The sequence below is a fragment of the Bradyrhizobium sp. Leo170 genome, from assembly GCF_004296405.1.
Taxonomy (GTDB): Bacteria; Pseudomonadota; Alphaproteobacteria; order Rhizobiales; family Xanthobacteraceae; genus Bradyrhizobium.
In genome coordinates this window covers 1-11,827 of the sequence record NZ_PSRR01000269.1, presented here as the reverse complement: position 1 = coordinate 11,827, position 11,827 = coordinate 1, and the positions used below count along the sequence as shown (strand labels likewise).

Sequence of the window (11,827 nt, the reverse complement as noted above, 5' to 3'; positions counted from 1 at the left end):
CCTGAGCTACCAGGGCTACGTCACTCTGATTAAAGGGCGACAAGCCACGGGGTTCGCTTCTCGTTCGTACCTGTAATCGTGAAGTCACCGGGCTTAAAACCTATCAAGACCTAAAACGCAAGGAGCAGTTCGGCGTATGTTCTTTATACCTAGCACCATGTACCGGAAGCGGTCGTTGGCGCAGAGACGCGCCCGGTGCCGATTGCAGTCGGCACTGTTGGTCAATCGCGGACCGGATTCAGCAGATTGACCCACGCGGAGACAGTGCCCATATGGGGTACAAGAATCGAATGAAGCCTGCCGTTTCGGACAAGCTTGGACGCGGCTAGAGCATTTTCGGTTCTGATAGAATCAGAACCGAAGCTCTAGATTCTTGTTTTGACGCGTTTTCTTCACGCGAACCGGTGTCCACTTCGCTCGAAAACGCTCCAAGTATCTCTGGCAGCGTCATTCACACAGAAGGTTTCGTTCGGGAGTTCCTATGACGACACTGTCTATCCTCGATCTCGTCCGCGTCACTGAGGACACCGATGCCCGCGGCGCGCTCGATAACGCTCGCGATATCGCGGTCCATGCCGAGGCTTGGGGCTATCGCCGCATTTGGGTGGCGGAGCATCACAACATGCCGGGCATCGCGAGCGCCGCGACGTCGGTTGTGATCGGTCATATCGCAGCGGGAACAAAAACCATCCGTGTCGGCGCGGGCGGCATCATGCTCCCCAACCATGCGCCCTACGTCATCGCCGAGCAGTTCGGGACGCTGGCGCAATTGTTTCCGGGCCGCATTGATCTCGGGCTGGGCCGTGCACCGGGGACCGACCAGCTTACACTGCGCGCGTTGCGCCGTACGCCCGAAGCGGCCGAAAACTTCCCGCAGGACGTTCTCGAAGTGCAGGCCTTTCTGGCTCCAGCCGGTCCCAATCAGCGCATCCGGGCGGTGCCGGCCGCGGGAACGGAAGTGCCGTTGTGGATTCTCGGATCGAGTAATTTTGGCGCGATGCTGGCAGCTGAACTCGGGCTTCCCTATGCCTTCGCCTCGCATTTCGCTCCTGACCTGCTGATCCCCGCGCTGCAGATCTACCGCAGCCGCTTCAAACCGTCCGAGCAACTTGACCGTCCCTACGCGATGGTAGGCGTCAACATCATCGCCGCCGGCAGCGATGACGAAGCGCGCAGGCTGGCGACGACCCAGCAGATGTCCTTCACGAACATCTTCCGCGGCGCGCGGGGCCTGAGCCAGCCGCCGATCGACGATATTGAGAGCTATTGGTCGCCTGCGGAAAAAGCGCAGGCGATGAGCATGCTCGCGCGCTCCATCGTCGGCTCGCCCGATACGGTTCGTTCGGGCATCGATGCGCTCGTTGCGGAAACAGGCGCCGACGAACTCATGATCGTGTCCGATGTCTACGATCACGCAGTTCGGCTGCGCTCCTTCGAACTCATCGCCGGCACCGCAGCTATTGCCTAAAAACTTTGTCCTCTTCGCAGCGCGCAACGTCCAGGAATTTTCCGGATCTCCGCTTTGCGCCCCAGTTGTGGTCATTTCAAAACCACTCATTCCGCGAATTGCTTCCTCGCAAAGTTCGGCTTGCAATTCGTAGCTACCCTCGAGATCGCTGGCCTCCCGCTGAGACCGCAGCGTTCAGTTCAGCCGGCTGACGTTGGTTGTTGCTGGATTTTCTTTGACCTCTCGGTGCATACGTCGTGCACACGCAGGGCTCTAACCGATTGAGATTCTTGAAACTCTCGCTCCATTCCATCATGGGCGCCACAGAAAAGCGATAGTCTTGCGATTTCAATGATTTACCCTATGCTCTCAACAGGATGAAACACGAACCTGTGCACTCCAAACTAGCCGAAACTGCCCACGTTTGTACCCGTTTTTGACCTCTCGGAACGCGACAAATTTGGGGGACAGATTGGGCGCGTTCGAACAGATCGGCGAAATCGCCGTGCTGCTGATCCCGCATCATTATTCGATTCAGAACCGTGAGCCCTGATGGTTTCCTTCGACGAATCCTTTCGCCGGCAACTGCGCGAGCTGTTCGTGTGGCGCCGCGACGTCCGGCGGTTTCGTCCTGATCCGCTTCCGAGCGACGCCATCGAGCGGCTCATTGAGATCGCCTGCCTTTCCCCTTCGGTCGGCCTGAGCCAGCCTTGGCGGTTCGTCATTGTCGAGGACAAGACGAGACGCCGGGCCGTGATCGAAGACTTCAAGACCTGCAATGCTGATGCCTTGCAGGCCTATTCGGGCGAACGCGCGGCCCGATATGCAGCCCTCAAGCTCTCAGGCCTCGAACAGGCGCCGGGACACTTGGCCGTGTTCGCGGAAACGGCAGGCGACATGGGTCATGGCCTCGGGCGTGCAACCATGCCGGAAACGGTCGAATATTCCGTGGTCGCGGCGATCTGCTCGATGTGGCTCGCCGCGCGTGCGGAGGGCATCGGGGTTGGCTGGGTATCGATCCTGAACCCAGCCAGCATCCACGAGATTCTTGAAGTACCGGACTCCTGGAAATTCATTGGCTACTTGTGCGTCGGGTACCCCGAGGCAGAGTTCGATCGACCAGAACTTGAGCAGGCCAATTGGGAATATCGGCGAGCATCGAAGGACTTTGCGATTCGACGCTAGAGCGTGATGACTTTTCTTCGAATCGTCATCCCGCTCTAGCTTTTTGTTTGAGCATGATCTTTTTCGGAAAACCGGTCTCCACTTTTCCGGATCATGCTCTAGTCCGTTGCGCCGTAGAAATCCGGTCAAGACGTTCCTACTTCAACATCTTCGCGATGTTGTCCTTCGTCACAACGTCGAGACCAGTGTAGATGATCTCCGGCACCTTCTGGCCCTTCTTGATTGCAAGAAGAGTATCCATCGATTTCTCGCCCATCTCGAACGGACGCTGGCCGACCAGCGCATTGGCATAACCCTCGTTCAGAAGCTCGAGCTGCATCCTGAGGGTGTCGGCCACGACGAGCGTGAACTTGCCAGCGTCCATGTCCTTCTTGCTCTTGCTGGCGAACGCCTTGAAGCCTTCCGGCGCGAACATGGGCCATCCGCCGATCGGAATGATCGCCGCGAGGTCAGGAGTCGCGGTGCGCAGATCCGTCATCTGCTGCACGCCAAGCGCGGGGTCGTCGTTGCAGAAGGTCGGCGAGCCCGGGACTTCGGTCCACTTCGAACCTTTGAGCGCTTCGCGGACGCCATTGACGCGTTCGGCCAAATTCTCCGCACCCGGCCCGCCGGAGACCATTGCGTATTTGCCGCCATCGGGCCGGAGCTTCAGCAATTGCTTGCCAAGCGCGAGGCCGAACTCCTTGTTGTTGGTGCCGATGTAGGCAATCCGCTTCGAGCCCGGCGCGTCCGAGTCAAACGTGATGACGGAAATGCCGGCTGCCGTTGCCGCCTCGATCGACTTGGTCATCGCGGCAACATCGGCGACCGAGATGGCCAAGCCGTCCACCTTTTGGGTGATGAAATCCTGGATGATCTGGGCTTGCGTCGCCGGCTCGTGCTCGACAGGACCTTTATAGATGCATTCGATGTTGCCGAGCTCCTTGGCTCGTTTCTGGCAGCCGTCGCGCGCGAAATCGAAGAACGGATTGTTCATGGCCTTGGGCACGATCACGAATTTGTAGCTCTGAGCAAACGCCGGCGTCGCCATCATGGCGACGGCCATGCCGGCAAGAAGTACCTTCCTCATTGCTTCCCTCCACATTTTTTGTGCCTATCCCTTGAAATCAGCGGCTCCGGGAGGCGGATAGACGATCATTTCGTTATCCTCCCGGAGGAACTCTCTAGGCCATGCGCGATCGGATGCGATCGACCAGCACCGCCACGATGATGATCACGCCCACGAGGGCCTGCTGCCAATAGGAGTTGACCTGCGCGAGCACGAGCCCGTTGCGGATCACCTCGAGCAGCACGCAGCCGACAATGGCCCCGAGCGGGCCGCCGACGCCGCCGGCGAGATTGGCTCCGCCGATGACGGCGGCCGCAATGACGTTGAGCTCGTAGGACGTCGCCATGTTTGCCGGCGCCGATCCCAGCCAGCCGGAGATGATGATGCCCTGCAGACCCGCCGCGAGCGCGCAGATCACATAGACTTCGACCTTCACCCGCACGACCGAAATGCCGGTCAGCGCAGCCGCCTTCTCATTGCCGCCGAGGGCAAAGACGTGGCGGCCGAAACTGGTGTGATGCAGCACGACCGCCATCGCCACCGCGAGAACCACGAGATAGATGAACGGCGCGGGCATGCCGAACACAACGCCCGATGTCAGCGCATAGAAATAATCGGCGTCGGGGCCGCCGGGAAAACTGCCGCGGCCGTTGGAGACGACGTAGCCGAGGCCGCGCACGATCGAGAGCATGCCGAGCGTGGTGACGAAAGGCGACAGCCCAAGCACCGCGATGCAGAAGCCGTTGACGAGGCCGACCATGAGCGCGACGCCGAGCCCCGCCAGGAGCGAGACGAGCAGGATCAAACCCGGCACATTGGCGATCACGGTCTTGCTGTCGGCGGCCAAATGCACGAACCATTCCGCGCCAGGCGTGCCCGGCGTCGAGATGTGCGTCATGACCATCGAGGTGATCATCGCGGAAAAGCACATCATCGAGCCGACCGAGAGATCGATGCCGGCCGTGATAATGACGAAGGTCACGCCGAGCGTGGCGATGGCGATGAAGGAAAAGTTCTTCGCCACGTTCTGCATATTGCCTTCGGTGAAGAAATAGGGGCTCGCGAAGTTCATCACCACGAACAGCGCCACAAGCGCGAGCAGGACGTAACCGGTCTGCGAGGCAAAGATGCCGCTCTGCCACCATTTGGCCTTGCCGACATTGGTGAAGGTGATGATGGGAGATTCCGGGGGCGTGGCCATCACGCGGCCTCCTTCGCTCCCGTGATGAGGGAGGTGACTTCCTCGGGGCTGGTGTCGCCGATCGCCTTGTCGGCGCGCTTCTCGCCGCGGCGCATGACGACGACGCGGTCGCAGACCGCGAACACGTCGGGCATGCGGTGCGAGATCAGCACTACCGCGACGCCCTGCTCCTTCAGGCGATGGATCAGGCTTAAGACCTGCTCGACTTGGCGGACCGAGATCGCGGCCGTCGGCTCGTCCATCATCACGAGCTTGGCATTGGAGAGCCGCGTCCGCGCGATCGCCACCGCCTGACGCTGACCGCCCGACATCTGCTTGACGAGGTCGTGCGGACGGGTCTCCGACCGCAGCTCTCCGAACAGTTCCAGCGCACGCGCCGCCATCGCCTTGTGATCGAGAAAGGCGAATGGACCAAATTTGCGTTTGAGCTCGCGGCCGAGGAAGACATTGGCTGCCGCCGTGAGATTATCGGCGAGCGCGAGGTCCTGGTAGACCACCTCGATTCCGACCGCGCGGGCATCGATCGGACGGGCGAAATGGACCGCCTTGCCGTCAAAGCGAATCTCTCCGTGACTCGGCGGGAAATTGCCGGCGATGATCTTGACGAGCGTCGACTTGCCGGCGCCGTTGTCTCCCATCAAGCCAACCACCTCGCCGGGGAAGATGCGCATGTCGACCCCGGGCAGCGCGCGAATGGCACCGAACTCCTTGCCGATGCCTTTCAACTCCAAGACCGGCTGCCCGGCAACGTGAGGGGTTACCATTCAGAAGTGGACCTCGGTGCGCATACCAAGAACCCAGGCATTGTCGGTCTTCACGCCGTCGGCATTATACCCGCGCCCGCCGGGATTGATCACATACTGGACGTCGAATTTGAGGTTCATCCAGCCGGTTGCCTGCCAACCGTACCAAGCTTCGATCGGAACTTCGTTACCGCCTGCATTCGGGCTGAGAGCGGCCGAGTTCACGTGGGTCGTGCCCACCGCGAAGCCGACTTCGTCCTGGGGGCGCGACGCGAACGTTCCGGTGTGCTTGACGCCCCAGGCGATCTGGTAATCCTGGTACGACGTCCGGTGATCGGCGACGGTCGTATTGAGGAAGGTATACCAACCCAGCGCGCCGGGACCATCAACGGTCAACCGCTGCAGGATCGACTCATAAACGCCGAAGCGGCCTCTTTGATCTCCCAGATTTTGATCCGGAACACCGCCGACACCCGGGATGGTAACAATGATACCCGGGAGGCCACCATCAATCGTCGACTGACTGTCGTACCAGCCGCCCAATCTCCAGGTCCCGTACAGGGCACCGCTCGGGCTCCAGGTCAGCTCCATCGGCACGAATACACCCGAGACTGGTTTTGAGGAGGGGATGCCCGGCAAGAAGTACGTGCTGGGTTCTGAGGTCGTCAGATAATTCGGATTGGAGTCGTAGACGCCGACCGAAAACGTCCATTCCTTGGCGAAGTTGTAGTGGACGACACCGGCCCATTGGCTCACCGGCCAGTTGTAGATGTAGCCCCCCAGGATGTTGCCGGGCTGGCCGCCGCAGAAGGTCAGGTTGATGAACTCGCACAGACCGAAGAAGAAGTCGGAGCCGACTGGAAGACGGCCGCCCTTCAGTTCAAGGCGGTCATCGAACAGCTTCTGCGAGTAGTAGAGTTGGGTCAGGCGAAAGATATTGCCGCGGCCGAAAACTTCGTTGGTCAACTGCAAGGCCGGAATGCCTGCCTCGGTATTCAGGTTGTCGCCGAAACGCTGGACCAGCGTGAGGCCGACCGTGCCGCCCGGGATGCCGGCAAGCTTCGCCATATCGAGCTTGGCCCCGAACCACAGTTGTCCGGCGTTGGCCGCGGTGTTCCTGTTTCCGCCCGACAGGTTGCCGACGGATTCATTACCCAGCGTCAGGCCAATATCGATGCCCTGCTCCTTCAGCTTGGTCCTGCCGAGATCGCCAAACAGGTATGGCCTTGTCCAGAAATCATCCGCCGCGACATAAGGAAGAGGCGGAGCTTTCGTTGAAAAATCGGCCGCATGCGCTCCACCGCTCAACAGAGACGACAAAGCAATCCCCACGCCGCACACACGTGCGGCGTTTACAGACCTATGCAAGAACATCTTCTGGTACTCCCAGCGTCCCCGGCTTTGTTTATTTTGTGTCACGTCCCCGCCCAAAGCCTCGCGCCTGGAACGTGCTCCCTTCCCAGCACACGCCGATTTTGGCTGCCGAAGAAGCGGCCATCTGGAGCGCCTGGTCGTGGTTCTCTATCGAACTGTCATGCCTGATCGCCCATACTCGTTGGCAACGCAGCCGCGCCGCGCGGTGATGCGCTTTGCTTTCCTTGCACAAGTGTCGATTTCGGCGCCGTACGGGCCAGGCCGGCCAGCGCCATCTTGCGCCGCCGACGGCTCTGCAATTGCTGATCCGCCAGCACGCCGAGCAGAATCACCGTCCCCATCACTGCGAAGTTCAGGGAATTGGGAATGCCCAGGATGTTCACCAGGTTCTGCAGCACCTGCAGCAGCGCCGTCCCCAGCACGATACCGAGAATGGAGCCCTCGCCGCCGCGCAGGCTGCACCCACCCAGGACGGCAGCCGCGATCGCATAGAGTTCGTAGAAGTTGCCGAACGAACTTGGAGAGACTGAGTTGGTGTAGAACACAAACAACACGGTCGAAACCCCGGCGAGCCCGCCGCTGATGATGTAGGCGGTCGCGATCACGATATCCGTGTTGATACCGGAGAAGCGCGCCGCTTCCTCGTTTTTGCCCACGGCATAGAGCCAGCGCCCGTAGACCGAGCGGTGCAGTAGCACGCCGAGGATCAGCGCAAGGATGATCAGGAAGACGAAGGTGTTCGGGATGCCCGCGATATTGCCGGAGGCGATGTTGCTCAGTGTGCTGGCCTCGTCACCGTAGCCGAAGCCGCGTGTCGAATCGCTCGTATAGTAGCGGGCGGCGCCGCGATAGATCAGCAACCCGCACAGTGTCACGATGAAGGGCTGCATTTTCAGCCGTGTGATCAGGAAACCCTGGATGCCCCCTAGCGCCAGTCCGCCCAGCAGGACCAGCAGCAGCGCGAAGGGCCAATAAATCTGATAAGTCGTCAGAAGGTCGACGAATACGACGCCAAGCAGCGCGAACATCGAGCCGACCGAAAGGTCGATGCCTCCGGTGATGATCACAAGCCCCACGCCGAGCGCGAACACGCCGAACAGGCCGATCAGATTGGCCATATTCAGCAAGTTCACCAACGATAGGAAGGCCGGATTGATCGCGCCCGTGATCGCGGAGATCACCACCAGCAGCAGGCACAGGCCGAGTTCTTTCTTCATCATGGCGCAGCGGCTTCCATGGTTTCCAGCGCTTGGCCGACCGCCAGCCGCAACACGTTGTATTCGCTGAACTGCTCGCGCTCGAGCACGCCGCTGACACTCCCTTCATGCATCACCGCCACCCGGTCGGAGACGCCGATGACCTCCTCCATGTCCGAGGAGATCATCACGATCGCGACGCCCTGGTCGGCGAGGTCGCGCATCAGCACATAGATCTCGCTCTTGGCACCGACATCGATGCCACGGGTCGGCTCGTCGAAGAACATCACTCGCGGCTGCATGGAAAGCCACTTGCCCAGCACCACTTTTTGCTGGTTGCCGCCGGAGAGCGTCACGGCCTCCATATCGATGCTCGGCGCCTTTATGGACAGGCTCCTAACCTGTTCTTTCGCGACCTTGCGCTCGGCCGCGCCGTTTACCAGCCACATCTGCGCATAGTTCAGCAAGCTCGCGAGCGTCACGTTCTCGCGGATCGGCAGTTCAAGCACTAGCCCGGATTTCTTGCGGTCCTCCGGCACCAGATAGACCCCTTGCCTGATCGCATCCCGCGGCGACGCGACACCGACCGGCGCGTTGTCGATCCTGATCTCGCCACCCAGCAGCGGGTCAATGCCGAAGGCCGCGCGGGCGAGCGAGGTGCGGCCGGCGCCCACGAGCCCTGCCAGGCCGAGAATCTCGCCGCGCCGCACGGAAAGATTAATCTGCCGGTCGGGAAAGGCTGATGTCACCAGGCCGACGATGTCGCAGCCGCCCGGCTGCGACGGCCGTTTCGGCGGCGTATACAGCGCCTTCAGGTCGCGGCCGATCATCAGCCGGATCATTGCGGCATGGCTCAGCTCGTCCCGCGCCAGCTCCCCTACCGTGCGCCCGTCGCGCAGCACCACGACGCGGTCAGCGCAGGTCATGATCTCGCCCAGCCGGTGAGAGATAAAGATCACCGAGATGCCGTGCGCCTTCAGGTCGGCAATCACCTCCAGCAGCCGTTCTGTCTCCGAAATTGTCAGGCTGGAGGTCGGCTCGTCCATGATGATCACGCGGGCGTCAATCGAGAGCGCCTTGGCGATCTCCACCATCTGACGCTGCGCGATGGACAGGTCGTCGACCAGCGTGTTCGGCGTGAAATCGGCGCCCAGCCGCTCCAGCAGCGGCGTCACGCGGGCGCGCATCTCCGCGTTGTCCACCAGCTTCAGCGGGCCGCCAATAAGCTTCTCGCGCCCAATGAATACGTTGGCCGCGACGTCGAGATTCTCGAACAGGTTCAGTTCCTGGTGCACGAAGGCGACGCCGGCCCGCGTCGCCTCGCTCACCGTCATCCGGGCGTGGTCGTTGCCGCCGATGCGGATCACGCCCTCGCTCGGCGCGATCACGCCGCCCAGCACACGCATCAGCGTCGATTTGCCAGCGCCGTTCTCGCCGATCAGGCCCAGCACCTCGCCGCGGTACACGCGCAGGTTGACGTTGTCGAGGGCCCTGACACCGGGATAAGTCTTGCTGATCCCGGCAAGTTCAAGCAGCGTTTCCGCCATTTGGCGTTTCCTCCCGCACAACGCCCGGCCGCCTGTGGCAGCCCGGCGGTGAAGCATACTGAAGTTACTTCTTCAGCAGTTCCTTCAGAGATGCGGTGAACTCCGCGACGTTGGACTTGCTGATCACCTTGGTCGGCACGATCAGCTTGCTGTCCGACGGGATCCAGGACTTGTCGCCGTTCAGCGTTTTGATGATGTTGGTGGCGGAGAGATAGCCGAACTCGTACGGCTGCTGCACGACCGTGGATTCGATCGTGCCGTCGGAAATGCCCCGCAGCGTGCGCTGGTCCTCGTCGAAGCCGACAATCTTCACCTTGCCGACCTTGCCCGCTGCCTTCACCGCGTCATAGACCAGCGGTGTCTCGTAGCTCCACAGGCCGGACAACAGCGCAATGTCGGGATATTTGACGAGTACGTTCTCCATATTCGCCTTAGCCTTGGCGAAGTCCACCTGGTCGGTGAACACGTCGACCAGCTCGACCTTGGTGCCGGCGATCGCTTCCTTGATACCCTGCACACGCTCGCGGGCGTTATCAGCGTCCATCGTTCCGACAAACAGCGCGATCTTGCCGCCGTTCGGCAGCGCCTTCTTGATCTCCTCGCCCGCCTGCCGCCCAGCCGCGACGTTGTCGGTGCCGATATAGGCGAGACGATTGCTCTGCGGCGCGTCGCTGTCCGTCGTGATCAACACGGTCTTGGCCGCAACCTTGTTGAGTTGTTCGGTTGCGTGCGGCGCATCGTCTACAGAGATAGAGATGCCGGCGACGCCGCGTACCAGCAGGTCGTCCAACTCGCGCCGCTGGCCCGCCGCGGTTCCATCGTTGGTGACGATCAACTCGATATTGTATTCCGGGTGCTCCTTCTGCGCCTTCTCGAGCCCGCGGCCGGCGATGGTCCAGAAGTCAGCCGCGACATTGGTCACCAGCGCGATTGTCTTTTTCTGCTGCGCCTGCACCACCCCAGTAGCCATCACGAGCGCGGCTGCGCCCGCCAGCAGCGGCACGATCAATGTCTTCATTGAGCTCTTCATGTGCACCTCCCTGTCGTCACCCCGGTATGAGGGGATCCACGCACGGCGCTTCTTGCGCCTTATTTTGTTTACACTGCAAATAAATTATCGGAACAAAATCTCGAGTCAAGGATGTTGTTGCCGATCTTCTCGCGCAACGATAGTATAATTGGTACGATAAGGTAGCCTTCATTGTTCTTTTTGGCCATCTCCTGCGTCTCACACGTTGATTAATTTCACTGAACGAATTAAAATGGCCGCATGGATGAGCAGCCCGAGCCGCCGAGACGTGCTTCAAGCGTGGCCCGCGGATCGAATCGCGGCCGCCTCGTCGAAGTCTTGCGACGTCAGGGACCATTGCCGCGCGTGGAGCTCGCCCGCAGCACGGGGCTGAGCTTCGCGGCCATTTCGGCCATAACGTCGAGACTGATAGCGGAAGAACTGTTGTGCGAGGCCGAGACCGACGCCGGGGCGGCAACGTCGTGGCCCGACGATACCGACGAAGAGGATGCGGACGGGCCGAATGGCCGTCGCCGTGGCCGGCCGGCGGTACTGCTGACCCTGAACCCGGAGTTTGGCCGCATCATTGCGGTCTCGCTACGCATGAACCTGATTGAGACACTGATCGCGGACTTCAGTGGCTCTGGCTTGGCGCAATCGCGACTTGCACTCACGACGCGCGCTCTCGATGCAGATGCGTTGTGCGATCTCATGATCGCACAGATCGATGCTATGCTTGACGCGACGGCAACGCCGCGCCATCGGCTGTTGGGAATCGGGATTGCGCTGCAGGGCATCGTGAACGCCGACACCGGACGGCATCTGTGGAGCCCGGCGCTGTCGGTCACCGACATCGATCTGGCGAAGCCGATGCGTCAGGCATTCGGGGTCGAGGTCGTGATGGCGAACGACGCTGTCGCAGTTGCGCTGGCCCTCGCAGCCGCGGAGCCGGCACTGGCGCAGGGCCTCTCGGCCACGATCATGGTCGGCCACGGCGTCGGGATGGGCGTCGTTGTCGACGGTGAAGCGCGCTGGGGCGCCGGCGCCGGCAGCGAGATCGGCCATGTCAAGTTGGCG

10 protein-coding genes are annotated in these 11,827 nt (G+C 61.2%); 3 read left to right on the top strand and 7 right to left on the bottom strand.

Going from position 1 to position 11,827, the window contains the following annotated elements:
• The first annotated feature begins 481 nt into the window (after window positions 1-481).
• Both CWO89_RS32330 and bluB read left to right on the top strand, forming a co-directional pair.
• Window positions 482-1,468, top strand: coding sequence for an LLM class flavin-dependent oxidoreductase (locus CWO89_RS32330; protein WP_130582550.1), 987 nt, complete (start codon window positions 482-484; stop codon window positions 1,466-1,468).
• Between the two features lie 531 nt (window positions 1,469-1,999).
• Window positions 2,000-2,632 (top strand): 5,6-dimethylbenzimidazole synthase, encoded by a 633-nt coding sequence (bluB, locus tag CWO89_RS32325; RefSeq protein ID WP_130582549.1) that lies wholly within the window; start codon window positions 2,000-2,002, stop codon window positions 2,630-2,632.
• Window positions 2,633-2,768: 136 nt separating this feature from the next.
• Here the strand turns inward: bluB and CWO89_RS32320 are convergent, their stop codons facing one another.
• From CWO89_RS32320 to CWO89_RS32290, 7 genes are all read right to left on the bottom strand, one after another.
• A complete protein-coding gene (locus CWO89_RS32320) occupies window positions 2,769-3,701 on the bottom strand; it encodes a sugar-binding protein (RefSeq protein WP_130582548.1) in 933 nt (310 codons plus the stop codon).
• Window positions 3,702-3,795: 94 nt separating this feature from the next.
• Window positions 3,796-4,881: an ABC transporter permease gene (locus CWO89_RS32315; protein WP_165421417.1), complete on the bottom strand. Its 1,086-nt coding sequence runs from the start codon at window positions 4,879-4,881 to the stop codon at window positions 3,796-3,798.
• Window positions 4,881-5,645: an ATP-binding cassette domain-containing protein gene (locus tag CWO89_RS32310; RefSeq protein WP_130582546.1), complete on the bottom strand. Its 765-nt coding sequence runs from the start codon at window positions 5,643-5,645 to the stop codon at window positions 4,881-4,883. Before CWO89_RS32310 ends, CWO89_RS32315 begins: the two co-directional genes overlap by 1 nt.
• On the bottom strand, window positions 5,646-6,998 hold the full coding sequence (locus CWO89_RS32305; RefSeq protein ID WP_130582551.1) for a carbohydrate porin: 1,353 nt from the start codon (window positions 6,996-6,998) through the stop codon (window positions 5,646-5,648). It lies immediately after the preceding gene.
• A gap of 158 nt (window positions 6,999-7,156) precedes the next feature.
• Window positions 7,157-8,218, bottom strand: coding sequence for an ABC transporter permease (locus CWO89_RS32300; RefSeq protein ID WP_130582545.1), 1,062 nt, complete (start codon window positions 8,216-8,218; stop codon window positions 7,157-7,159).
• Complete coding sequence (locus tag CWO89_RS32295; RefSeq protein WP_130582544.1) at window positions 8,215-9,741, bottom strand: sugar ABC transporter ATP-binding protein; 1,527 nt, start codon at window positions 9,739-9,741, stop codon at window positions 8,215-8,217. Before CWO89_RS32295 ends, CWO89_RS32300 begins: the two co-directional genes overlap by 4 nt.
• A 64-nt stretch (window positions 9,742-9,805) precedes the next feature.
• Window positions 9,806-10,771 carry a sugar-binding protein gene (locus tag CWO89_RS32290; RefSeq protein ID WP_130582543.1) on the bottom strand — a complete coding sequence of 322 codons (966 nt, stop codon included), beginning with the start codon at window positions 10,769-10,771 and terminating at the stop codon, window positions 9,806-9,808.
• A gap of 240 nt (window positions 10,772-11,011) precedes the next feature.
• On the opposite strand from CWO89_RS32290, the gene CWO89_RS32285 reads away from it, so the two are divergent.
• Window positions 11,012-11,827: ROK family protein (locus tag CWO89_RS32285; RefSeq protein ID WP_130582542.1), on the top strand; the 816-nt coding region annotated here is incomplete at its 3' end.

Coding starts and splice junctions, on each gene's coding strand:
- CWO89_RS32300 (WP_130582545.1), bottom strand. CDS start 8,218: ATGATGAAGAAAGAACTCGGCCTGTGCCTGCTGCTGGTGGTGATCTCC.
- CWO89_RS32310 (WP_130582546.1), bottom strand. CDS start 5,645: ATGGTAACCCCTCACGTTGCCGGGCAGCCGGTCTTGGAGTTGAAAGGC.
- CWO89_RS32320 (WP_130582548.1), bottom strand. CDS start 3,701: ATGAGGAAGGTACTTCTTGCCGGCATGGCCGTCGCCATGATGGCGACG.
- CWO89_RS32290 (WP_130582543.1), bottom strand. CDS start 10,771: ATGAAGAGCTCAATGAAGACATTGATCGTGCCGCTGCTGGCGGGCGCA.
- CWO89_RS32295 (WP_130582544.1), bottom strand. CDS start 9,741: ATGGCGGAAACGCTGCTTGAACTTGCCGGGATCAGCAAGACTTATCCC.
- bluB (WP_130582549.1), top strand. CDS start 2,000: ATGGTTTCCTTCGACGAATCCTTTCGCCGGCAACTGCGCGAGCTGTTC.
- CWO89_RS32315 (WP_165421417.1), bottom strand. CDS start 4,881: ATGGCCACGCCCCCGGAATCTCCCATCATCACCTTCACCAATGTCGGC.
- CWO89_RS32330 (WP_130582550.1), top strand. CDS start 482: ATGACGACACTGTCTATCCTCGATCTCGTCCGCGTCACTGAGGACACC.
- CWO89_RS32305 (WP_130582551.1), bottom strand. CDS start 6,998: ATGTTCTTGCATAGGTCTGTAAACGCCGCACGTGTGTGCGGCGTGGGG.